This window comes from Mesoplasma syrphidae (assembly GCF_002843565.1).
GTDB classification, from domain to species: domain Bacteria; phylum Bacillota_I; class Bacilli_A; order Mycoplasmatales; family Mycoplasmataceae; genus Tullyiplasma; species Tullyiplasma syrphidae.
The window spans coordinates 662,989-688,207 of the sequence record NZ_CP025257.1; the positions used below are offsets into that span (position 1 = coordinate 662,989).

The 25,219-nt window shown below is 30.5% G+C and carries 22 protein-coding genes; 4 read left to right on the plus strand and 18 right to left on the minus strand.

Features of this window, described 5'->3' with window-relative positions:
- Positions 1–57 precede the first annotated feature (57 nt).
- The 7 genes from CXP39_RS02805 to CXP39_RS02835 all read right to left on the minus strand — a co-directional run bounded on the left by CXP39_RS02805 (position 58) and on the right by CXP39_RS02835 (position 9,774).
- Positions 58–2,043 (minus strand): lipoprotein, encoded by a 1,986-nt coding sequence (locus CXP39_RS02805; RefSeq protein WP_027048532.1) that lies wholly within the window; start codon positions 2,041–2,043, stop codon positions 58–60.
- A gap of 215 nt (positions 2,044–2,258) precedes the next feature.
- Positions 2,259–4,025, minus strand: a complete 1,767-nt coding sequence (locus tag CXP39_RS02810; protein WP_027048533.1) for a ribonuclease J — start codon at positions 4,023–4,025, stop codon at positions 2,259–2,261.
- A 154-nt stretch (positions 4,026–4,179) separates the two neighbouring features.
- Complete coding sequence (locus tag CXP39_RS02815) at positions 4,180–4,908, minus strand: SDR family oxidoreductase (RefSeq protein WP_027048534.1); 729 nt, start codon at positions 4,906–4,908, stop codon at positions 4,180–4,182.
- A gap of 69 nt (positions 4,909–4,977) precedes the next feature.
- Positions 4,978–5,892 (minus strand): carbohydrate kinase family protein, encoded by a 915-nt coding sequence (locus CXP39_RS02820; protein WP_051591900.1) that lies wholly within the window; start codon positions 5,890–5,892, stop codon positions 4,978–4,980.
- A 1-nt stretch (position 5,893) separates the two neighbouring features.
- On the minus strand, positions 5,894–7,351 hold the full coding sequence (locus tag CXP39_RS02825; protein ID WP_169733721.1) for a glycoside hydrolase family 32 protein: 1,458 nt from the start codon (positions 7,349–7,351) through the stop codon (positions 5,894–5,896).
- A 13-nt stretch (positions 7,352–7,364) separates the two neighbouring features.
- Positions 7,365–8,060, minus strand: a complete 696-nt coding sequence (locus CXP39_RS02830; protein WP_027048536.1) for a UTRA domain-containing protein — start codon at positions 8,058–8,060, stop codon at positions 7,365–7,367.
- A gap of 37 nt (positions 8,061–8,097) precedes the next feature.
- A complete protein-coding gene (locus tag CXP39_RS02835; RefSeq protein ID WP_027048537.1) occupies positions 8,098–9,774 on the minus strand; it encodes a PTS transporter subunit EIIC in 1,677 nt (558 codons plus the stop codon).
- A gap of 160 nt (positions 9,775–9,934) precedes the next feature.
- Here CXP39_RS02835 and trpS point away from each other — a divergent pair, with 160 nt between their 5' ends.
- The 4 genes from trpS (at position 9,935) to CXP39_RS02855 (ending at position 14,097) form a co-directional block, all read left to right on the plus strand.
- Positions 9,935–10,945, plus strand: coding sequence for a tryptophan--tRNA ligase (gene trpS / locus CXP39_RS02840; RefSeq protein WP_027048538.1), 1,011 nt, complete (start codon positions 9,935–9,937; stop codon positions 10,943–10,945).
- A gap of 3 nt (positions 10,946–10,948) precedes the next feature.
- Positions 10,949–11,119, plus strand: a complete 171-nt coding sequence (locus CXP39_RS03975; protein ID WP_157055060.1) for a hypothetical protein — start codon at positions 10,949–10,951, stop codon at positions 11,117–11,119.
- 411 nt (positions 11,120–11,530) lie between these two features.
- The gene (locus CXP39_RS02845) at positions 11,531–12,568 is read left to right on the plus strand and encodes a formate/nitrite transporter family protein (RefSeq protein WP_027048539.1); all 1,038 of its coding nucleotides are present in this window, start codon (positions 11,531–11,533) and stop codon (positions 12,566–12,568) included.
- A gap of 434 nt (positions 12,569–13,002) precedes the next feature.
- The gene (locus tag CXP39_RS02855) at positions 13,003–14,097 is read left to right on the plus strand and encodes a formate/nitrite transporter family protein (protein WP_027048541.1); all 1,095 of its coding nucleotides are present in this window, start codon (positions 13,003–13,005) and stop codon (positions 14,095–14,097) included.
- Between the two features lie 30 nt (positions 14,098–14,127).
- Here CXP39_RS02855 and CXP39_RS02860 read toward each other — a convergent pair whose 3' ends face one another.
- The 11 genes from CXP39_RS02860 to CXP39_RS02910 form a co-directional block, all read right to left on the minus strand.
- Complete coding sequence (locus CXP39_RS02860; protein ID WP_027048542.1) at positions 14,128–14,322, minus strand: hypothetical protein; 195 nt, start codon at positions 14,320–14,322, stop codon at positions 14,128–14,130.
- 270 nt (positions 14,323–14,592) lie between these two features.
- Positions 14,593–15,543, minus strand: a complete 951-nt coding sequence (locus tag CXP39_RS02865; RefSeq protein WP_027048543.1) for a hypothetical protein — start codon at positions 15,541–15,543, stop codon at positions 14,593–14,595.
- Between the two features lies 1 nt (position 15,544).
- Positions 15,545–16,576, minus strand: a complete 1,032-nt coding sequence (locus CXP39_RS02870; protein WP_027048544.1) for a hypothetical protein — start codon at positions 16,574–16,576, stop codon at positions 15,545–15,547.
- Positions 16,576–17,880 (minus strand): ATP-binding cassette domain-containing protein, encoded by a 1,305-nt coding sequence (locus tag CXP39_RS02875; RefSeq protein WP_027048545.1) that lies wholly within the window; start codon positions 17,878–17,880, stop codon positions 16,576–16,578. The genes CXP39_RS02870 and CXP39_RS02875 overlap by 1 nt, the downstream gene beginning before the upstream one ends.
- A 175-nt stretch (positions 17,881–18,055) precedes the next feature.
- On the minus strand, positions 18,056–18,406 hold the full coding sequence (locus CXP39_RS02880) for a hypothetical protein (RefSeq protein ID WP_027048546.1): 351 nt from the start codon (positions 18,404–18,406) through the stop codon (positions 18,056–18,058).
- A 67-nt stretch (positions 18,407–18,473) separates the two neighbouring features.
- Positions 18,474–20,972 carry a fructose-specific PTS transporter subunit EIIC gene (locus tag CXP39_RS02885; RefSeq protein WP_027048547.1) on the minus strand — a complete coding sequence of 833 codons (2,499 nt, stop codon included), beginning with the start codon at positions 20,970–20,972 and terminating at the stop codon, positions 18,474–18,476.
- Positions 20,973–21,108: 136 nt separating this feature from the next.
- Positions 21,109–21,915 carry a MurR/RpiR family transcriptional regulator gene (locus CXP39_RS02890; protein ID WP_027048548.1) on the minus strand — a complete coding sequence of 269 codons (807 nt, stop codon included), beginning with the start codon at positions 21,913–21,915 and terminating at the stop codon, positions 21,109–21,111.
- 103 nt (positions 21,916–22,018) lie between these two features.
- Positions 22,019–22,375 carry a 50S ribosomal protein L20 gene (rplT, locus tag CXP39_RS02895; RefSeq protein ID WP_027048549.1) on the minus strand — a complete coding sequence of 119 codons (357 nt, stop codon included), beginning with the start codon at positions 22,373–22,375 and terminating at the stop codon, positions 22,019–22,021.
- 24 nt (positions 22,376–22,399) lie between these two features.
- The gene (gene rpmI, locus CXP39_RS02900; RefSeq protein ID WP_027048550.1) at positions 22,400–22,594 is read right to left on the minus strand and encodes a 50S ribosomal protein L35; all 195 of its coding nucleotides are present in this window, start codon (positions 22,592–22,594) and stop codon (positions 22,400–22,402) included.
- 23 nt (positions 22,595–22,617) lie between these two features.
- A complete protein-coding gene (infC, locus tag CXP39_RS02905) occupies positions 22,618–23,163 on the minus strand; it encodes a translation initiation factor IF-3 (RefSeq protein ID WP_027048551.1) in 546 nt (181 codons plus the stop codon).
- Between the two features lie 223 nt (positions 23,164–23,386).
- Positions 23,387–25,153 carry a PTS transporter subunit EIIC gene (locus tag CXP39_RS02910; protein ID WP_051591901.1) on the minus strand — a complete coding sequence of 589 codons (1,767 nt, stop codon included), beginning with the start codon at positions 25,151–25,153 and terminating at the stop codon, positions 23,387–23,389.
- Positions 25,154–25,219: the final 66 nt, after the last annotated feature.

Here is a 25,219-nt window from a genome sequence, read left to right on the forward strand (position 1 = left end):
ATTATTTACCTTATCCTTTTACTACGTTTTATATAAAACTGATTTTTATATAATTAGTTAATCTAAAACAAATATTGCAAAAGTTTCTCGTTCGTAATATACTTGATTAACTCAAGCTCCACGATCACGATTGTCACCATAAAAATCTTTGTCTTCAATATAATTAAATGCATCTTTTGCATCATAAAAACTATCTTGGTTACCATAACCCATAAATGGCAATTTTGCTTGAATTCTTGTTAAACCTAAGTTAACCTTATACTCAACATCAATTTGTCTAATTTGTTGCAGAGTAATTCCTTTTTTAAATCCAAGTCCAATTTTTCCATCAGGATATTTTTTGAAAACCAAATAATTTTGAGCCGCTTTGTTAAAAGTCATAAGAATATTTAAACCTTCAAATTGAACTCTCTCATCTTCTTGAAAGTCACTATAAGCGTTCATAATAGATCATGTATTGGTATTACCAATTATTCTTTCTAGAGATTGCTCTTTATTTTCATTTCCTTCAATCATATTAATAATTTCTTGTCAGCTAACACCAAATGAATTATTTCGAATGTTTTCTTTGAAACTATCCTCTAGATCGAATAGCCTTTCTGCTCTTGAACTTGCATCAGCATTGGCTTGCAGACTTTTTTCATTTAACACCAAGATTGCTTCATACAATGAAGCCAAAAAGGCATCACCCTTATCAGTAAACTCTTCTGATATTGTATTTGAAAATGTTCATGGAATTTGAATTGTTGGAATTGGTAAGGCTACATCTGAATTAGTTCCATCATTGATTAGTATTTCAATATTTGATAATGCAAAATTACCATATGTGTATATTTGCTCAACAATTTCATTAGCCTCACTTGTATTTGGAACTACTGCTTTTAAAAATTCTCTTGCTTTGTTATCAAAATTTCCAAAGTTTTTATCAAAATCAATAATGGTTTTTTTAAGTTCGGTAATTGCAACATTTTTGTCTAACGCCTTAGTTTCTTTTGCTTTTAAAAATAAACTATTGATCATAGCATTATTTCCCATATCTACTCAAAATTTAGATTGCTTAAAAGTACCACCTTCAAATAAAGTAGCAGATGTTTTGACACTCTCAGAAGTTACAATATCGCCTTTAAAATTAATTTGAGAAGGGAACTCTTCAGTCAGAATTTCTTCAATTGACTTTTTTAAGTCTTCTTTAAAAACATCAGTATTAATGAACTTGGCTATAGATTCATTAAGGTTTCCATAACTTTTAAAATTAGAGCTTATTTCTTTTAAGTCATCATATTTAAGTTGAGTTGAAACTTTATTATTTGTTTCTTTATTGTTATATAGCATTGTTGGCAATTTTGTAGTTACTTCTTCAATTAAATTCATGATCACTCCTTCTTGTCCAATAACAATTTTTAAAGGCATCTCATAAGTTTGATAGGCTGTTTTGGTTCCTTCAGCATCTTTAAAATACATATCACGAGAAATATTCATTTCAATAGTATAAATTTGCTCATCCTTAATTATTGAATTAGTCAACTTGAAATCTTTGTCCTGGGCTATTTTAAATCCCCCCAAAGTTGCATCAACTGAACCCATATAAATATTTCTATATCGTGTTGCATTATCACCAGTTTCTAAAGTTAAGCGAATTTCTTCAGCAAATTGTTGTTGAGTAAAAAGTTGCACTAAATCTTTTAACATAAGTACTTCGGATTCTTTTCCATCATTTCGTAGGTTAAAAACTTTTTCAGACTCATTAGACTCGTTTTTAAAATTATTTGACAAATAATTAAAATTAAAAAAGTTGTATGTCCCTTGATCTTCTCCGTCTTTAATAATTCTTGTGAATTTTGATTGGTTTTCTGCAAGATTGTAAACTTTTGTTGTAATTTTATTTAGATCTTCTTGAAATGCCTTAATAATTTCCTCAATAGTTTCTTCAACAGGTGGATCAATTTCATTTCCTTCATTTTTATCTTTTGAACAGGCAATAACTGATAAACCGGCGGTTGCTGTCAATCCAATAGCTCCTAATATAGTTAATAGTTTTTTCATACTTTTTTACAAATTCCTTTCAAAAGTACTTGTCTATTTTTATATAAAATATGTACTTAATTTCCATATAGTTAACTCTAACAAAAAAAAAAAAAAAACAAGAGTTTGTCCCAAAAAGGGAAAAAAGCTCTTGTTCTATGCACGGTTATTCTTTGTTTGCAATTTTTTGTATATTATCAAAATTTATTTGGCTGGACTTGCCCATTTTAAAATGACTAATTATTCTTATTATTTTTCTTAGAATAATTGCTATTTTTATTTTGATAGTTTGTTACATTACGAGTATTACGGATATAAGGAACATAATCTTTACCATCAATTTCATTAATGATTGCCAACACAATTGGTTGCTTGCCTGATTCTTGTTTAATTGATGAACGAACCTTTGAAATTATTTCACGTTTAATGTCACTTAATTCATATTGTCCAGGTGTTTCCTTATACAAAGATTCACCTTTTTTAATGATTTCAGCAATTTGTTTTTGCAAAATTTTGAAAATTGGATTTTCCTCACTAATGTAAAGTACACCTCGCATTTGAGTGTCAATTAATGATACTAATTCTTTATTTCGAGTATCAATTGTAGCTCCAACAATTATCACTCCGTCAGTTGCCAGTTGCTTACGTTCATTTAAAACAACACTTCCAACATCACCAACACCAACACCATCAACATATACGTCTCCAGTTTCGATGCGTTCTTGGCTTATAGCCAAATGATTTTTTGATAAAACTAAAATTTCTCCGTTATCAATAATTCCAATATTTTCAGGCTTAACACCGCCATCTATTGCTGCCTTTTCAGCTTTCAAAAAGTCTTTGTACAAAGCTTTAATCGGAATAAAATATTTGGGATTCATAATCGACACCAACATTTTAATATCTTCATACGAAGCATGCATTGATCAAATATTTTTGTCACTTAAAGCAATTAAACGAGCGTCTGTTCTTGCCAATTCATCTAAGATTTGTGCATGACGTTTTTCGACTCCTGCAGCTGGAGGCGTAGCCAAAATAATCAAATCTTTTTCACCAAATTCAACGACATCATCATTTCCATTAGCAATCTTAGCTAGCTTAGAATATAACACATCTCCAGTTCCTGAAATTATTAAAACTCCGTTTTCAGATGCCATATATTCCTCAACAGAACATAGATCATCTTTTGACAAAATTAGGTTTTCGTTAATCATGTTAGACTCAATAATTGCAGCCATAGTACGACCATAAACTGCAATTTTACGGCCATTTTCTTTAGCTGCCATACAAATCTCACCAAGTTTAAAAATGTCTTCTTCAAAAATTCCAACAGCTATTTTAGTTTTCTTTTCTTTAAAAGGTGATGCAATATAATTTTCAATTTTGTGGTTTGGAACAGTAAAATCCATTCTCGATGCATATTCAGCATCAGCAATTAGTGCCAATACCCCTTTTTTGCTAATTTCATTTAAGTGTGCAAAATCAGTTGAAAAATAAGATTGTTCTTTTCCATCAATAATATAATCTCCTGCATACACGATAACTCCATTTTCAGTATGAACGGCAAATCCACATGACTGTGGAGAACTTGATGTTGTTCTGAAAACTTCTACTTTAACTTTCCCAAAATCTAATATATCTCTTTCTTTTATGATGTGAAAATTTTGCTCCTTGTTTTTAACTCTTAATCGTTGAGCTTTAATTTTTAAAACAACCGTTGTAATTTCATTACAATATACTGGAACATCAATTTCTTTTAAAATATAGCTAATTGCTCCTGAATTATACGACGCTGGATTACTAATAAATATCCCTCTAATTTTTTTAATATTATTTTTCAAAAAATCCAACTTCGGAATAACCACATCAACTCCCAAAATTCCTTTATCAGGAAACTTAATCCCAGCATCAAAAATGAACAACTCCTGATCAATTTCTAAAGCAAAAATGTTTTTCCCTCGTTCATCTTGTCCACCAATAGGCATAAATCTAATATTTGCCATACAGCACCTCTTTCTTTTTAAAATTTTAATCTTTAAAATGAATTTTATTATTTCTTTTTTAAAGTTCACTAATCGCGTGATCGTTAGATTAGTTATCAAAGTGTATTTATTTTTATTAATTTTACACTACAAACTTCAAAAATACTTTAAAAATTTAAATTTTTTGTTGTGTATGAGTTATTAGTAATTCCTTTACATTAATATGTTGAGGAAGTTCATAAGCATATAAAATTACATTAGCAACATCTTGAGATTTTAGCCCACCTTTTAAGTTATTTTTATTCACTAAATAGGCATCTAAAACTTCTTTGTTAACTGTTGTATCAAGTAGGTTCGTATCAACAATTCCTGGTTCAATTAAAATGAAACGAACATTATTTTCAGAGTTTTCACGACGAGCTTGTTCTGTAATTGCATTAACCGCAAACTTTGACCCATTATATAAAGCATGGTCAATTGAAGTTCAACGCGAAGCTGTTGATGACAGGTTAATAATCGTTCCATGTTGACGAGCGTTCATTGTTTTTAAGACGCAGTCCATTCCATTTACAACGCCTTTGATATTGACATCTAATGTCGCATATTTATCCTTAAGAGATTGATCAACATATTTTTCCATCGGCATAATTCCTGCGTTGTTAACTAATAAATCTACAGGACCATAAATTTTTTCTGCTTTAAGAATTGCTTGTCGAATCTGCTTAATGTCTGTCACGTCAACCTTAGCCGTTATTTTGTGTTCAATATTAAGTGAATCTAGAATTTCTACTCGACGAGCCATTAACAACACTGGATAACCTTTAGCAGCAAATAATTCGGCTGTTGCTTTACCAATACCAGAAGATGCTCCAGTAATTGCAATTAGGGGTTTTGTTAGTTTCATGTAGGATACTCCTTTTGTATACTAAAAGTATATACTAAATAAAAACACCATAAAATTTAATGGTGCTTTCTATATAAAGTTTAAAAAAGTCAACGCTCCGATATGTTCAACAGAGGCTTTGGCAAAACTATTTGCTGCATAAATTGCAGCAAATATTTCATCCATTTCTGATTCTGAAGTAATCTGACGATTTAGAACTTCATTTATTAATCCAGCAATAAAAGAATCTCCTGCTCCTGTTGTATCAACGACACAGTTACTTTTTAAAACAGGTACTTCATCTATTTGTTGCTTTCAAGCAAATAATGTTCCTTTTGAACCTTGAGTAATACAAATTAAGGCTTCAGGATTAATCTTTTCTAAATTTTGAAGACGCTCAATATTTGAATCCCCACTACTTAAAATTTCCAATTCTTCTTCACTTAGTTTGATTAAAGATGCATTTTTTAATAACGGTTGACAATATACTACAAATTCCGCTACCTTTTTTGGAGTATTTCATAGTTTATCTCTAAAATTGGGGTCAAATGAAAAATAAATTTTATTTGCAATTGCATACTCAACTAGTTGATTATAAGCTTGCTGCAATGAGCCTCCTAAAAAAGCCGTTGCACTTCCGAAATGAATTGCTGCAATGTTTTCTTTTTTAATTTCTTCAATATTTAAGGAATAGTTTTGATCTGCTCCACGAACAAATTGAAAATTACGTTCATTAAACTCATCTAAAGTTACTAAAGCCTTAGTTGTTGCTTGTGAATCGACTTGTAAATAATCTGTCTGAATATTATAGTCATTCATTTTGTTAATAATTGCTTTTCCTTGCTGATCATTTCCGACAGCTCCCAAAAATAGTAGCTCATTTTTAAGTTTACCCAAGCTCGCTGCTACGTTAAATGAAGCGCCACCAATTTCTTCAGTTAGAGTCCCATTGTTATTATAGACGTCTACTAGTGCTTCTCCTAAACATATAATTTTACGCTTCATATTAATTGGCACCTTCCTGCTGATTATCAAATAAAATATTATTATAAACAATTTGAATTGGTTCTAGCTGAAAAGCATCTTTAACCGTCAAACTTGTTTTAACTTGATTATGTTTTTTTAAAAAGAACTTGATTGTCATAGTTTCTTGTCCATCATTGATAAATATCTCCATAGAACTTCGATCAACAAGAATTTTCAGATTAGAAATTTGTTCAATTGCAAATTCATAAATGTTTGGTAAGCTTGTAGCATCCTTATAAGTACATTTACTACGATCAAATCCAAACATATGATTTTTATAAAATAACTTTAGTTTTTCTTTTTTGTCATTTAAAAATTCAATTGTAAATTCCTTTTCTGTATTGATTAAATCAACTTCAATTAAGCCATTTTTGTATTCAATAGTTTTTTGCTGAGTAATATTTGCACTTCGCAGTTTTTCTAATTCAACAATGGGCATCTGGTACAAGTGATTATCTTTTAATGACACTTCTCTAGGAATTGTTAATTGATTTGATCAATTATTTGTATTCGTTGCTTTAGTATCTGATTGCGAGTTTCCTAATCATGCCATAGTGATTTTGCGACCCTCAACATTATTAAAGACTTGCGGTGCATAATAGTCAAGACCTTGATCTATTTTACGTATTGTTCCAGTTTCATTAAAATTCATTTTGTTGTCAAAATTTCCTGTCAAATATCACACATGGTGTCCTCCTTTTGCAAAAGGAACTTTTTGTTCAACACTTAAGAAAATGATTTCAGTGTTTTCAATATTGAGATAGTTCGGACATTCTAACATATAATTATCTAAACGTTTTGAAATATCAAAGTCCTCATCTTTAAAAAACTTTCAATCATCATTTTCTAAATTTGATGTTGACGCAAAATTAATTGTTCCTTTTAAGTCAAGATTTTGGGCTCCATTAAGCATATAAAATCGATTATTTTTTTCAAATATAATCGGATCTCTAAAGTGACCTGTATAACGAGTTTTGTCTGTTTCAAATAAAACTTTTTTGCTGACTGTTTTATTTTCCAAATCAATTTTTGCTTTAATTGTAAAACTTGTACGATCGCCTTCTGTGCCAATCTTTATATTTCCGGTGTAGTAAAAATATAATTCATTTTTATGAACATAAGCACTTCCTGAAAATACTCCATGACGGTCACCTTCAAATGATGGAGTAATTGCAATTCCCTCGTATATGTAATTGATAAAATCGGTTGTTGTATACAACAATCAAGACTTGTTTTTATGCTCAGGACTAAATGGACAATTTTGCATAAAAATATAGTATTTTCCTTTAAAAAATACTAGTCCGTTTGGGTCATTTACTAGCCCTGAAAAAGCTGATAAATGATACTGATTATTATATCAATCACGGTTTTTTAATTCATGATTGCTTGCAAATTCATGCAAATCTGCAGCATCAATTAAACGATATTTGTCATTCATTTTTTTCTCTTTTCTATGATCTTCACTCAATAAATTCTCAGCTAAAATCATTCATTTTATAGTAACTTAAGCGAAACTCAATAATCTCATTATAAATATCAAAAAGCAATCCACGATCAACAATTGCTTGATCAGCCTCATTATCCTCAAATGCTAATTTTAAGTTCAGCTGTGGAGTTGATTTTTGAACATAAATATTTTTTAAACAGTGGCTCACTTTAACTGAAGTCTTTTTATCAACGTACTCCATCAGACCAAAGTCTTTTAGGTATCTTAAATCGACATTTTTAAAAATACTTTTATTAAGCCAACTTTCCTGATAAACCTTTATTTTGTCTTCAATATAACGTTTACATTTAAATTTATAAACGGTTGCTCCTGGATAAAAACCAGATTGTGCAGACAGTTCTTTGTCTACATAAACTTCTTCTAAATCATAAAATTCACTATAACTATTTGGAAATAACTCTCGGAAACTAAACAACTGATTGCTTTTAGTTTTATTAGTAACCACAAATCCTTTTCCTGGAACTGATTCAACTAATTTTAATTCAATTAGCTTATTAAAAGCAATTCTAATCGGCTGCTCACTGTATTTAAAACGTGTTTTTAAACGATTTTGGCTTGGCAATAAACCGCCATCTTGAATTTCGTTGCTTTTAATAATATTTAGCAAGTAATCAAAAACAATTTTTCACTTCTTTTCCATATATTATTTATAATCTCCTAATTAACTTTTCAATATATTATATAGATTTAGATTCTGAAATTTGATTTTTGTACTGTTCTAATGAATATTTTCCTCATTTTGATTTCAATAATAAGTATGAAGATACCGCTGTTGTAATCATCGAAATGATCATTGCAATTGTAACGTTTATTCCCGGAGCTAAATTTGCAAATGTCGCGTGAATATTATTAGTAGCGAAATATTTTTGAATGTGTTCTGTCGTTCAATCAAACTGAACCAATCCTATTCAAGAAGCACTTCCTAATGAATTGGCAACTGTATGAGTCATTCCCAATCAATAACCTCCTATCGCTGATCCAATAATTGCTCCAACAAGCAATGGTTTTAATTGCAAGTTAATACCAAACATCGCTGGTTCTGTAATCCCCAAATTCGCTCCAAATGATCCCGAAATTGATTTTGATTTTTCTTCTTTATTTTTAATGAAAAAGATTAACATTAAGCAGGCAGTTCCTTGAGCTATATTTGAAACACAAGCCACTGGTGTTATAAATGAGAACGAATGCGCGAATTGCAATTTACTATCCATTAGTAATTGTGCCTCAATTGGTAAAAACCCTTGGTGTAATCCTGTAATAACTAATAAAGGATAAAATCCGGCAAAAATCATTCCTCCAAATCCAATTCCTGTATAGTTAGTATACTTAAAGATTGCCGTAATTCCTTTAGCAAATCCTTGACCAATTAATTGACCTAAAGGCCCAATTGCCCAAAAAGCCAATCATGTTGTTAAAATAACTGTAACTAACGGAACTACAATAATTGCTAAAACATCAGGAGTAATTTTGCGCAGAATTTTTTCAACATTAACTGAAATCGCTAATACTAATAAAACGGGCACAATTTGGGCTTGATATCCAATTAACTTGATTTTCCAAAATCCTGAAAATAATGTACTATAGGTTCCAACAATTTCTGACATTTTAAATTCCTGTTCAGTTGCATTATTTGTCGCCAGTCACTGCTTGTATGCTTGTTCTGCTGCAGACTGAATCTCTCCAGTCGGAGTATTAATGTCAAACCCTAATAAAATTGGCTGGCTAGTTGCATATGAGTTTAATAGTGCTGGTGCTACAAGGATTAGTCCCATCGCTAATCCCAAAAACGGATTTCCTCCTCACTTTTTGGCAGCCGTATACCCAACAAAAGCAGGTAGACTCCCTAAAATTGCTCCTCCAATAATGTCTAAAATTTTTCCCATTCCTGAATTAGGATAGATTTGTTGAAGAAGCGAATTTAGTGCCAAACTCATTCCTCCAGCAATAAATACTGGAACTAAGGGAACAAAGATTGCTGCAAATGATGACAACCCACGTTTGCTGATCATTAAGCTGTTTGATCTAAAACTTAGTTCTTTTTTTCACATACGCTCTTTTTTTGCATTTTCCGTTGAAAAGGTCCCGGTATCACTATTTGAATTTAACTCTTGTTGAATAGCTTTAAAAATTTTATCGACAACTCCAGTTCCAATGATTAACTGGTTTTCATCATTAGCTTTATTATAGCCTTTAACAATTGACAAAGCCTTCAAATTTTCGACTTCCAATAGTGATTGATCTTTTAAATAAAAACGCAAGCGAGTTGCACAGTGAAAAATGTCTTTAATATTTTCTTTACCACCAAGAAACTTGATAATTTGAGATGCATCTGTATTTCAATTGACTTTTTTCATTTTTTACCTCTTTATAATTTATAGTATCTATAAGCTTAAAATACTTAAGAGCTATAATCATAAGTTTTTAAAGGTTTTATAGTATTTGATATTGTTTTCATTTAGCGAGTTTTCCTATAAAATTAATTTATCTTTAGAAGAGTGGAGGAAAAAAGTATTTATGACAAAGAAAAAAATGTTGTCAGCTATCACTTCAAGTGGGGCAATGACTTTAGGAAATTACTTGGGCGCTGTCAAGCGTATGGTCAATTTTCAAGAGCAATATGAAATGCATGTATTTATTGCTAATTTACATGCTATTACTGTTCCTCAAGATAAAGAAGTTTTAAGAAAAAACATTAAAGAAATTGCAGCTCTATACTTTGCGTGTGGAATGGATCCTAATAAATCAGTAATTTTTTTACAATCAGATGTGTTGGAACACGCTCAATTGGGTTGAATCTTAAATACTCAATCAACAATTGGTGAATTATCACGAATGACTCAATATAAGGATAAATCTCAAAAAGCTGAAGAGTCTGGAAAAGGTTATATTCCCGCGGGATTATTTACCTATCCAACACTAATGGCAGCTGACATTTTATTATATGATGCAGAATTCGTTCCAGTTGGAGTTGACCAAAAACAGCATGTAGAGTTAACACGTGATTTGGCAATGAGAATGAACAACCGGTATGGAGAAATGTTTGTTGTTCCTGAATGCTTAGTAACTGAAAATAAGTTAAAAATTATGGATTTGCAAGACCCAACTAAAAAAATGAGTAAGTCTTCGGACAATCCAAAAGCGATTATTAAAATGCTTGATAGTCCCGCTGATATTCGAAGCAAAATTAAAGCAGCCGTAACGGATTCAGAAAATTTAATTAAGCATGACCCAATTAATAAGCCAGGAGTTACCAATTTAATTGAAATTTATACAACATTAAAAAATGTTTCGCTTCAAGAAGCAATGGTTCGTTGAAAAGGAAAAAACTATAAAGACTTGAAAGATGACGTAATTGAAGTTTTATTAGAAGTGATTGAACCAATTCAAACCCGCTATAAGGAATTATATAATTCTTTAGAAGTTGAACAATGATTGGAACAAGGTGCTGCAAAAGCTCGAATGATTGCTAATAAAAAAATAAATAAAGTTCAAAACTTAATGGGTTTGAACTATAAAAGGAGATAATATATGGCTCAAAAAGAACGTATTTTTGTTAAAGCTTTTAACAAATATTTAGATGAATTAACTGTTGAGGAATGAGAATCAATGAATAATGCTACTTGTGATGATCCTCTAAAAGACTGCGATAATGTTATGATTGAAATTATTGAAGAACAAGAAAAAAATGACAGCAAATAAGGTTTAACTTAATGCAAAAATTATCTGCTGCTGAATTTAAGATTTATAAGGGACTAATCAAAAGTCCCTTTTTATTGGCCATTTTTGAAAAGTTCTAGAAAAAAATACGCATTACCTAAAAGTTCAAAAAGTGAAACCAGCAAGTTTTGGAGTCTATGATTTCACTACTAAGTTAAATATCACATTAAAATTCCTTGTATCTTTTGTTGATATTCATCATTGAAGTGATTAACTATCGTAATAAAAAAATAGCAGAAACTGTAGTCAGTTTTGATCTTAAAATGATATATAATAAAACCATCGTCAATAAATATTGATTCGTTCTTTTAATATGAAATTGAATATGTTTTTACGAATTTGTAAAAATATGAACATTTATATTTTATTATGTAGAAAGACATGAGGTCAACTATGAAATTTAATACTTTTAAACGGGTTAAAAAATTAACTAATCAAGAAATCTTAACTGAAATTGAGCTGCTTGAAAAAGTCGACTATACAGCATTATTTAACAAAGAAATACCATATCATATTTTTGGCTATGTTCATACCTTTAGAGTAATCTCGGATGGACTCCATCTCAGTCTTTTAAAACAATTTGTTGGAGGTTTGTTAGCAGGTATATGAATTAGTTTTGCATATACTGCCATTTCTTTTTCAACATATTCAATTGATAATTCTTCAGTTGCAAAAATTTTAACAGGATTTATTTTTATCGGCTCAATGGTTTTGATATTATTTTTGGGCGGAGGATTTTTGACGGCTTATCTATGATACTCTCGGGCAATGTTCAAGGGCGTGGAAAAGTGAAGTGTTTTTTTAAAAGCATGTTGATGAGTTTATTTAGGTAACATTACTGGAATTGGTTTTTTTGTCGCAATTTTTTATTTATCAGACGGATATGCAAGCGACGACAATCTTTTATTGACAAAAATTTATGAAAACTATGGCCTAAATAAAATGGGTATAATCGGAAATCGATTAAAAACTAGCTCTGCAATATCGGGTACGGATGTTTTTAAAACTATTGGAACAGTCTTTGGAAGTGCCGTTTTATGTGGACTATTAATTTGCGTTGCTATTCAAGGTTCAAAATCAACAAAAGGTGACATCGTTGCGTCAATTATGGTACTAGCTTGTATTGTTGTTTTCTTTGGAATTGGTGGTTATCAACATTGTGTAGCAAATTGATACGCAGCATGAGTAATTATTTTTATGACTCTTGATAATCAACAAGAACTTTTGACATTGACTTTCAACAACAACACTTTTTGGTGATACATTTTAATAAATATTTTTCCATCGATTATTGGTAACTTTGTTGGATCCTTAATTATTGGATTATTTATGAGCTGATTTAATGCTGATTACGATCATTTGCTAATAAAAAATGCTCGCTTAAATTTTTTAAAAGAGACTTTAAAAATGCGAGACAATAGAGACAAATAATTGATATCAAGTCAGCATTCCTCAATTTATAAAAAACACAAGCCGAAATTTTTTATTTTGCATTGAAGCTTTGACTATGTAATAGTAAATGAGTTGATCACGTTTACAACTTTTTTTATATTTTAATTGAATCATATTCATTACAAAAAGACGCTAAGACTAGCACTTTTTTTGTTTTGAAACGAGCCAAAATATATTTAAACTTGTTAGCAGCTTTTGCAGTTGAAATAGAAGCATTATAAGAATATAATCATAAAAGGTTTCTCTGATGGTTAGCAAAGTAAAATTTTTTTTTGCTAACCATATCAATCATGATGAATGTGTTTTTTAAATTTGTTGTAGACAAATATTGAGATGAATTTAAAAAACTTTTAGTAAAACCATTATTTTAAAATTTACTTATTTTACCATTAAATGGTATTTAGAAAGGTCATATGGAAGGTACAAAAAAAAGATTTTTTAGAAGCACTAAAAAACTAACTGACGAGGAGCTTCGGGACGAAATTCACGAATTAGAGAAAGTTGATTATACACCATTATACAGCAAGGATATTGCTTATCATAACTATGGATACATTCATACATTTCGTGTTATTTCTGACGGATTACGTCAAAATTGATTGAAGCAATTAATGGGTGGTCTTTTGGCAGGAATTTGAATTGGGTTTGCTTATACAGCTGTTGTTTATTCAACATATGCAATTTCAAATCCTTCAATTGCTAAATTATTAACTGGATTGTTATTTGCAGGAGTTATTTTGATGATTTCTTTTCTTGGAGGAGGATTTGTCACAGCTCATATGTGATACAATCGAACAATGTTTAAAAAAGTTGAACGTTGATCAATTTTTTTAAAAGCATGTGCCTGAGTTTATTTAGGAAATATTCTGGGAATTGGAATCTTTGTTTCAATATTATACTTAGCTGATGGATTTGCTGGAAGCGAAGTTATAACAAAAGTGTACGATGGTTTTGGTCTACATAAATTGTACAATGTCGGTCATAAATTAGGAAGTGGCGAAGCGATTACTGGAAGCGATATCGGAAAAACAATTTCTTTAGTTTTTGCCAGTGCAATTTTGTGTAATTTTTTAATTTGTTTAGCAACTCAAGGTGCTAAATCAACTAAAGGTAATACTGTCGCTTCAATGATTATGTATTTGCTAATTTTAATGTTTTTTGCAATTGGTGGTTATCAACATTCAGTTGCAAACTGATATGGAGCATGATCGTTAATTTTTATGGCCATTGATGGAAATATTGTTTTAGGTTCAAATGACCTTATATTTAATGCTAATGCGGCATGATTGTTTATCTTGTTGAATATTATCCCGGCTATTGCTGGGAACTTTGTAGGAGCATTGATTATTGGATTATTTATGGGATGATTCAATATTGATTATGACACTTTATTATTAAAAGAAGCTCGCCTAAAATTTTTGACAGAAATTTTATATTTAAGAGAGCATCCAAATGCCAATCAGCGTAAAGCAAGATTTAAAAGTAATAAAAAAAGAACATCTAAATAAGATGTTCTTTTTTTATCATAAAAGTTATTTTTATTCTTTAATTGCACGTGAATTTGCTAGTACATCCATCATTTCTTGAAAATGTTCCTTGCAATAAGCAATATTTGCCTTTTTAAATGTTGGCTCCTCTGTAACTCATTTATTATCTGTAGCTGTCACATCCAACACGTCTTCAGCCATTGTGGCACTTGCTGGCTTATTACAATCATCCTTAATACAAATCATTATACTTCTCCTTTTTATTTTAATAAATTTTACTTACGCATTGATTTTATCATTTAAAAACTGTTTCCTAAAATAATTATCGCTCGTTTTCATAAATAGAAATTTGTTAATTTTATCTAACAGCTTTTAAAATAACTCGTCAATAATAAAATATTGTCAACTTTAAATATTAGCCTTGCTATTGTTTACTTGACGTTAGTTAATTTTGCATTCAGTTCTTTTAATTCCAGGACTATCAATTTAGTCACAACTTTCTTGCCTACAAGAATACTATTCCTTGCTCTTTCGGTGTCTTCTTAGCTCTTTTAATTCCTCCAAAGTTTGTGCCAACTTTAAACTTTTAATATATTCTTTACTATCTATTTGAGTTACTAGTCTTATTCCAACATACCGATTTGTCATTTTTTTTAAAGTTTTTGATTTTGAAAAATATATGAGACTATAAAACATAACTACTCCAGAAGACAATAAATATGGCAATCACCAAATTTCCTGATACCCAAAGTCAACTGTTACAATAGTTCCTTGAGAACCAATATATGAATAAATCATATTTGGAGCATTGACAAAACCAGCTTGCATAATATTAACAGTATATCGAAATGGATGCAAATACAGTGCATAATTTAGTCATCTAACAGCAGTTATTGTTTCAAAAGGAAACCCCAATCCCAAAAACTGTAGCGATGTAAAATACAATAACAAACTCGCCATGTTAGCTACTTTGTAGCTTTTGAAAGTCTGATGAATTGCTAGTGCCACAACATAAGATGTTATTCAGCAGAACAAGATTCCCAAAAATAGCATACCAACATTAATATTATTTAAGTAGTTTATTTGCTTAGGAAAACAAGATATTGTTATTAGAAAAATAACTAAAGAAATAATGAGTGTTGAAAAAATATTAAAAAAAATTAACGCCGAATGCTTTGTTATTGTTGAAACCCTAGATAAGGAAAATTTTTCTCAAACACCCTTTTCTCTTCATTCATTAAGAGTTTTTAAAAAACATCACAGTGAGTTACGAATTATGACAACACAAATTCCTGAAATCATTAAGAAAGGATCGCCATCTTTGAAAGCAACTCAGCATAAAATTGTGTATAGGCAAATGAAAAATCCCAAAAAAATGTTCATGTAGTTTTTAAGTCAATTTTTTGTTTGAATTTTTTGAAATAATCAAAATACTCTTCATTCACGTTTGAAATTATACTTATTCATTTTATGAATTCTCCTCGTATTTTGTTTTTTTTACTTTTGAGACATATTTACTTTGTTTTTTATGCTTCAAACGCTCTCTTTTTATATGTTGAATTTGCCGATTTAACTCTTCTAAACTATTAGAATGTTTGATATTATTAATATTATTTTTGTGCAAATTGTAACTTGATAAATTCTGATATTTTTTTGTCTTAAAATGCATTGGATAATTTTTATTAAGCAGAAAAATAAAAGCTCCTAAAAAGCCAATTACTCATACTGCAGATATTAAAGCTGGAAGTCATCAGCCATGCCCATTGTAGCCAAAACCATGAGTCCCTAATCATGAATTCGGATCAACATTGGGAAACTCCATATTAGCGGACAAGCCTGACCAACTTGCTTGAATCAAATTTATCGTATAGCGATGAGGAAACAAATAAGTAATAATATTTAAAACTTTAATTTGCCCAGCAATATTTCAAGGAATCCCTAGTCCTAATAAGTACATTGGACCGAAGTAGGAAATCAGCGCAAAAATAGTTGCTATATCGCGATTTTTAAAAATTTGAACAATGACCAGTGCCATCAAATTTGACAAAATTACATTCAAAATGAATCCTATTATTAATGGCACTAAATCAATTCTTGCCAAAACATTACGTTGTTTAGCAAAAAGCATTGCCAAACTAAATAAAAATAAGAACATTAAAAAATTTATAAATCAATTGAAAATAAACATGGAGCTATAAAGCATTTTTTTTGAAAGCGGCGTTTGGGATAATGTTTTGAAAAACTTTTTGTCCCTTCAATCAACTAAAATTGTTGTAAAAGTATGTTGGGAGTTTCTAATTTGACTAATAGCGATTGCGCTTGCCAAAACAAAAGGATCTGATGAAAATCCATCACTACCGACAGGCTTAAAAGCAATTCAGCTAAGCATTGTTACTGAAGTAATCACAAAGTTTAAAACAATATTTGTTGGATCTGTAAAATAATTCAGGGTTTGAGCTTTTAAAAGCTTTCAAGATATTTGAAAATTTTTCTTGCTCATTATTGTTCACTCTTCAAACGTTTTATACGTAAAGTTTGTTTTAGTTTTTGGCGACGGGCGGCTGTCTTCAAATGGCGAATTTCCTCTTGAATGTATTTTCGCTTCAGACGCTTCAAATGTTGACGCTCCTTAAGTGATAAATTATTTTGCTCATCATTTTGTTGATAAAGAGCTTTCTCACTTACAAAAATTGCTGTCAAATCATTCTCCAAATATTTAGTAATTGCTTTTAAAATTTTAACCACTCGGCTACTTAATAAGGAATCACTAATTTTAGCATGCTTACGAGCTTTGAGCAAAACTTTTTTTGTATCCTTAATTATTTTTACAACACCCTTAATTGCGTTTTTGTCAGTTTTTTGTTTATAAAAATTTCCTACAATTTCTTTTAAACTAGCAACTGCAAATACACTGTTTACAAGTTCTTCTTCAAGCTTACTTAACGCAAAATTGCTATAATCAACGTAGCTTTTAATAGCGTCCTGTAGCTGCAGTATATATGTATTCAGTTTGTTAACAAATGGAGCAAAAACTTTTTTTCTATTATTTGAAGTGCGCTCTTTAATTATTTCTTCTTTAAGTAAAGTCTTACTATAATTCATTACAGTTTTGTACTCACGTTTGATCTCAGTTTTGCTTAAATCGTCAATAATTTCTCCACCACTGATATAAATTACTCTAGTTGACAAATGGTCCAAAAAGTAAGGACTTGGAGAGTTTAAAATTAGCGTGTTTCCTTTTTTGACATATTCTGACATTAGTTTGCTAATTTTTTCAGAGTATTTTCAATCGATATCAGAAGACAGCTGATCAACCAAAATTAATTCCGGCTTATACAAAAAAACTAAAAATAGAGCAAACAGCTGCTTCGTTACCATAGATTGCTTTGATAAGTAATTATGTCAAATTTGATTAATTCCAAAAACATCTTTCAAGTAATTGACTCAATCCTGGTCAATGACTTCATATGTTGCAATCCAAATTGCCGTTATATCTTTAACCAAAAAACCCATCGGTCAATCCTGATCACGATTTTGAAAACCAATAGCTTGACTTAGTTCTTTTTCTTCAAATGAATAATTAATCTCTCCTAAAGTCAGTTCAATACTATTAGCTATTAAACTCATTAAAGTTGTTTTACCACTACCATTACTTCCAAGTAATGAAATACATTCATTAGAATAAATTGTAAAACTGGCATTCTTAATTGCTCAATTGTTCTTTCCAAAAGTTTTGGATATATTCTTTACATGTACAATTGATTTGGCTTCTGATTCTACCGTTTTTCTTGCCTTTTCTTTCATTTCTCAACCTCAATTTTTATTAAATTTTTCTCCATATTTTCATAATATTTATTATGATTTTTATTGTACTCTTTGAAATTAAAAAGTGTAAGCTTTTCTCAATAAAATTTAAATAGTTTTTGTAATTTTTTTTATTGACTTCAAAATCAAAAAATGTACAAAATCAAAAAATATTTTATTTGTCATTATAATATTCATCATCGTAAAATCATTTATAAGCTCAAGTGTATTTTAGTTGACGACGAGAATCTTGCTTGAAACGTTTAGAAATGCAATTTTTATGAACTGCTATATAATTATTATTAACCAATTTAGGCTTTTTGGCATTAATTAAATCTAAAGTTCATGCCATCTCATCTTTACTTATTTCTGCGAAGTTTTTTTTCTCAATTGAAAATTTGCAAATATAACAAAGACGATATTCATCTTTTGACCTGTTTTCCAAAATTGGAGCATTTTCTCATGCTGCTTCAAATTCTGTTATTTCAAACTCAACGCTTTGTTTTTGCTCATTAACATTTGCCATATTACCTCTTATCTTTAATAATTGTAGCAATAAAAAACTAGTCTGAAACTAGTTTTTATACTTTTAATTATTTTGCAGACTGATAATATTTTTCAACAAACTGCTTACGCAAATTAGTTTGATATTGTATAAAACTGCTTTGTTTTTGCTCTTTAAGCTCTTGTTTTGCTTCAAGCAAATTGCTTTTGTTTTGATGAACTTGCATTTTGTTCGTTGCAAACTTGTTATTTTTAAAGTCAGAGTTAATCTTTGAAAGTTTTGTTTGATAATCTTCAGTGTTTTGCGCGACAAACTTTTTAACTTGTTCATTTTTAGTTTTAACAAATTCACTTTCTAATTTTGATATTTCCTTGTAAGCCATTTTTGCTTTTTCAACATCACTTTTGTATTTTTCGATGATCATAGCTTTTTTATCAACTAAAACTTTTAAAGTTTTACTTAAAGAAAAAAGAATAGCATCGGCATTTTCATTTTTCATTTTAGCATCTTTAACTGCAAATTTGGCAGTTACTTTTGCTGTTTTTATTTTTTCATTAATATCAGCAAGTGCCACTTTTTTTTCTGAGTTTAAACTTAATAAGTAGGCAACATGAGTTTCCTTAACAGATCCTGGTTTTCCTGCATCTGTTAATAACCAGAATGAATAAACAGATGCTGTTGTTGCAACTCCTGCAGCAATTGCTATAAAGAAGTAGAGTGTTTCAACTCCATAGGGAACTGCTCCCAGAATTGCCACAATTGGCCCCCCATGTGCAGCAGCATTAGTTACCATCAATGCACCAGCAATTCCTCCAGCCACTGCTGAGCCCAAAACATTTGAAACAACGGCACGCTTAGGATCTCTAATTGCAAAAGGAATTGCTCCTTCAGAAATTCCGATGCATCCCATAATGATTGCTGCAACACCTAAATTTCGCGTATCTTTATCGAAAAATTTTGGAACAATTATTGTAGTCAATCCCATACCCAATGGTGCAACAGGAATTGCAGCAGCAATCGCTCCCATTGGTTCGTAAATTTTGGCCGTTACTAAAGCTGATCCTGTCACAAAGGCAATTTTATTAATCGGCCCCCCCATATCAAAACCAGCCATAGCACCAAGAGCCATTCCTAACCCTAGTCCAGCTCAAACACCTAATTCTGAATTATAAGCATTTTTGAATCCAATTGAAATTTGATCCATTACATATCCAATTGGTCCTCCAATAACATAAATAAATAGTAGTCCTATTCCTAATCCAACAACAATTGGAATAAAGAATATAGGCATTGCTGCTTGTAATGTTTTTGGAACATTTCATGTATTAATTCATTTAACTGTGTATCCCGCTAGTAAACCTGCAGCGATCGCTCCTAAAAAACCGGCTGGAGTTGCAACAGCATCCATTCCTGGCATTGGCATGAAATTGTCGGGATTATTACCTAAGAACGCTCCAACCATTGCGGGGACAATGGCTGCTCTACCAGCTATTGAATTAGCAATAAATCCACCAAGTATCGGAATCATCATAGCAAATGCGGCTGAACCAACCAGATTCATGACATTTAGAATTCCTCATTTATATTGATCATTGGGTCCAGCAGTTCCTGCTTCTGGTCCTCAAATAGCCTTAGCTAATCCAATTGAAAATGCTAAACATATTCCACCCAGAACTATAATTGGAATCATATAAGAAATTCCGGCCATGATATGTTGCATTACTCCTTCTTTTTCACCACTTACGCGATTTTTAGTTTGAAACGAAGGATTTTCTCCTTTTTGAAGTGTTGCCTCAGCAATGGCCAATTTAACAGTCCCCTGTGGGTCTTTCATTGCTTTAGCAACTTTTGTTTGATAAACTTTTTTTCCAGCAAAACGAGTTTTGTCAACTGATGTATCTGTTGCAAAGATTACTAAATCAGCATCAGCAATTTCTTGGGGTTTTAAGGGAGTTCCTACACCCTTAGAACCCTGAGTTTCAATTCTTATAGAATGACCCATTTTTGGAACTTCGGATAAAAGTTTTTCTTCAGCCATATATGTATGAGCTATTCCAGTAATACACGCTGTAATTGCAACAATTTTTAAACCATCGTTAGAAGTTTTTTTATCATTTGATGCAATATTTTCTTTAGTCTCTACTTGTTGAAGTAATTCTAAGACTTCCTTATTCGAATTTGTTGACAAAATTTTTCTTTTAAAATCTGTGTTCAATAATTTCATTGCAATACTGCTCAAAATTGTCAAATGTTCCTCACCAGAAGGCCCTTCAGGAATCATTAAGGCAATTGCAATTTTTGTTGGCTTGCCATCCAATGAATTCCAATCTATTGGTGATTTGAGACGGACAACAAAAACAGCCGATTTTTTAATCTCCATAATTCGAGCATGTGGAATTGCAAAGCCATCTTCAAACCCTGTAGATCCTTCTTTTTCTCTGTCCAAAAAACCTTTTACTAAAGCTTCCTTATTAGAAACCAAATTTAGTTTTAAAGCTTGACTTGCAATAAAACTAAAAACTCTTTCTTTAGAACTAAATTCCTGATCAAGAAATATGTACTCAGTACTAAAAATACTATCTTTCATAAATTCACCATCTTTCATTATAAAATATACACACTTTTATTCACACTTGTAATATTTTTTCCAAAAAATTTTATTTTTTGGAAAAAATGGAAAAAATATAAAAAGCGACTAGTTTAATAACTAATCGCGTTCTTAATTAATGTTGCTCTCACTTTCAGGCCTCAATTACATCTGATGTCACAATATCCAAGGCCAAAATATTTTTAAAAATTACTTCTCAAATAGCAAAAGCACACAATCGTGAAGTAAACGAAAATGATCTATATTTGGCATCCTTTGAGTGAATTTCAAAAGCAAAAGTGGAATTTTTTTTCAAATTGGATTCATATGGCCCTGTCAATGAAATAACTTTGACTCCCTTTTCATTAGCTTTTTCAATTACTTTATTCATTTCAAATTTGTCTCCCGAATAAGAAACTGCAATAACAACATCATTTTTTTGCATGAAATTAAGATTAATCAATTGTTGATGCCAATCGGGTCCAATCATTACATACTTACCTATTTGTGAAAGTTTATGTTCAATTTCATGTTTCAGAGCCATGTTTCCGCCAATTGAAGATACATTAATTTTTTCTGCATTGACAATCAGTTTTGCTGCCTTTTCTACATCTATTTGAATCAGACATGCCAATGTTGTTTTAATATCATTTAAAATTGTTTGGTTATTTTCAAAGTAATTATTCTTGTTGAAATTATTCTCAAAATAAGAAATAACTTCCTTATTTAACTGTAATACCAAAGTTCGATATGATTCAGCTTCCAAAACATTTTTAATGTATCGTGAAACAGTTGGTTGACTGCATTGACTTTTTTTTGCCAACTCAGAAACACTAAGATCAAAAATTTTGTTAGTAACTATTTCTTCAATTATTGCTTTTGAAATATCAGAATTAGCATTGTTTTGTTCTTTACTATATTTATAAATTTTTTCTAAGTACATAAAAAACCTCTTTCCCTATAATTTTAATGGAATAATCGTTGGAAACAATAATAATTTAAGTTCTGCTTTTGAAATAAAAAATTTCCCCATGCGAGGAAATCTTTTATTTCAATTTATTTTGAACTTCTTTTACGATTTTTTCAAAGTCTTCAGGATTGTGAATTGCCAATTCTGATAGCATTTTTCTATTGATGTCAATATTAGCTAGTTTCAACCCATTCATAAATCTTGAGTATGATAAACCATAAGGTCTAACAGCTGCATTAATACGAACGATTCATAGTTGTCTGAAATCACGTTTCTTTTGTTTACGCCCGATAAAAGCATAAGCCATAGAACGAACAACTTGTTCATGGGCTTTTTTATATGAAGATTTTTTAGTTCCGTAGTATCCTTTAGCACGCTTAATTCAACGTTTTCTTCTTGCTCTAGTTACTTTTCCAAATTTAACTCTTGCCATTATATATTCCTCTCGTTCCTATTTCTATTTTTGCAATAAACCTTTTAAACGTTTCATATCTGTTTTATGAACGATTGTCATTTTTTCTAAATGACGCTTTTGCTTTGTTGTTTTACCTGTAGCACGGTGTGATCTGTAGGCTTTCCCTCTTTTAAGGTTTCCGTTAGCAGAAACACGAACACGTTTTGCTAAAGCTTTTTTTGTTTTCATTTTTGGCATAATTTTGTCCTCGCTATCCTTTACTAATTTTTCTTAGGCACAACATACATGTCTAAGAATCTTGATGTCAATTTGGGTTCTTTTTCAATTTTTGCAATGTCTTCAATTAATGCAAAGAATTTTTTTAAAGTCTCTTCTCCAAGATCCATGTAAGCAATTTCTCTTCCTTTAAATTTCAAAGATATTTTTACACGATCACCATCTAATAAAAATTCTTTAGCTTTTCGAGCCTTAGTTTCTAAATCATGTTGTCCGATATTAACTGTTAAGCGGATTTCTTTGTTTTCAGTTTTTGATGAATTTTTTTTAACTTCTTTTAGTTTTTTTTGTTGTTCGTATTTATACTTACCATAGTTAACAATTTTAGCAATTGCTGTGCCGTCTGGTTGAGTCCCCACTTGTAGCAAATCTAAATCTTGAGACTCAGCTAATGCAATTGCGTCTCTTTTAGACATTACTCCACGTTTGTCTCCATTTTCATCAATAACAAAGATTTCTCTAGCTTTAATAAATCCATTGATCGGATCTTGATTTTTAACTGGTTTGGAATTTCTATTTCTTTGATCCATGTAGTATTCTCCTTAATATAAAAAATGTGCCGTTAAAGAATTAGAAAGCACATTTTATATAAAATAATAATATATAATTTTGACTACCATTTCACTAATAGTTAATGGTGAGCTAAGTGCTTCTTCTTTAAACAATAATATTGTATATGGATTGAGTATAAATTACAACATTATTTATAGAACTTATTCAAAAACGAGAAATAAAGATTTTTTAGCGCTTTAACTATCTATGAGTTCGTTTTTTCATTGCATTAGCGACATGCTCTACATCACTTCCAACAACAATTTGCAAAGTCTCATTTCCGAAACGTTTTATTCCAAATGCTCCAGATTTTTTAATTTCGGATTCATTAATTTTGCTATTATCTTTTAATTTTAAACGCAAACGAGTTGCACAGTTATCAATTAAAACAATATTATTTTCGCCAATAGCGCTAATGATGTTTTCAGCCATAATTTCATATTTGTTTCCTGTAAATTGATTTATATTTTTTTTTGAATTTGTTTCTTTATTATCGACTATAATATTTTCTCTACCTGGTGTTTCAATATTTAGTCATTTGATTAAAAAGTAGAATGACACAAATCATGTTCCACCAGCAACACTTGTTAATAACAATGTTCATAGTGGATTAGCAGAAACTGTCATGTTTCCACCTTCATTAGCAAATCCTCAAGACTGAGCAAATGAAGCCAAGTAATCTATTAGACCCGCGCTAAATCCAAATCCAATTTGAATTTGCATAGCAGTTGAAATTGCTACAAAGATAAATGACAATAAAACATGAATAACTAATAAAATTGGTGACATAAATACAAATGAAAATTCAATTGGTTCAGTAATTCCTGAAATTATTGAAACTAGTGCCACTCCACCTAAAAATCCTGATACCTCTTTTCTATTTTCTGGTTTGGCAGCAAAAATCATTGCAATTGCAATTGCAGGAACACCACCCATCATAATTGGAAAAAATCCCCCTTGAAATAATCCTGATCCTTGAATTCCTTTTGCAAAAGCATTAATATCTCCATTTACTCATTGAGTTCCAGCATTGATTGTTCCAGTTATTGGATCAACAATTGAACCATTAATTGGTAACTGAAATAAGAAAAATGTATTTAAAATTTGATGTAAACCGAATGGTAATAGTAAACGATTCAATCCTGCATAAATAGCAGTTCCGGGAATTGCGACTGCAGGGTTTTTAGGATTAGCAACGCTTGTTCCAAATAACATTAAAGCATACTGAATTCAGGGTCAAATAATTGCAAAAGCAAAAGCAGTTGGAATTGCAACTACTAAACCAATCATTGGAACAAACCTACGTCCTCCAAAAAATGATAATGCAGTTGGCAATTTAATTTCTTTATATTTATTATATAAATAAGCTGAAAAACAACCTGAAACAATTCCACCTAAAACCCCAATATTTAGAACATAAGAAGCTCCTTTAATTGTGGTTCCGTCTTCTGCATAATTTTTGACATAGATAAGTGATGAATATTGCTTTCCATTTTCATCTGTAAAGGTTAAAACTTTTCCATAGATCATATCTGGGAGAGAACCAGCTACAGAAGTTAATGCCGTAATTGTAAAAAAGAATATTGCTCCAACTAAAGCAACTTCACCACGATGGTCTTTTGCCAAACCAAACGCTAATCCAATTGCAAATAGTAAGGCTAAATTATCAAAAACAACTGCTCCAGGTTTTTGAATAATAAATGAGATTCAATATCCAGCTTCATTGATAATTTTTCCATCAGCAGTTGTTGTATAAGCAATCCCAAGTGCACCAAAACGATTTAATAATGCTGCAAAAGGTAAAACTGCAATTGGAAATTGTAGGGCTTTACCTAATTCTTGTAAATTTGACAATATCTTAGATCATTTATTAGAATTGTTACTTTTTGTTGTTAAACCCGAAGTTTTTTTTATTTTTGTTTCTTGGGTTTTAAATAATCTTTGTTTTTGTAGTATTTTTGAGATCATTAATATTTAATTTCCTTTCAAAAATAAAATATCAAAAGAACAATTTGATTTGTGAAATATACAATT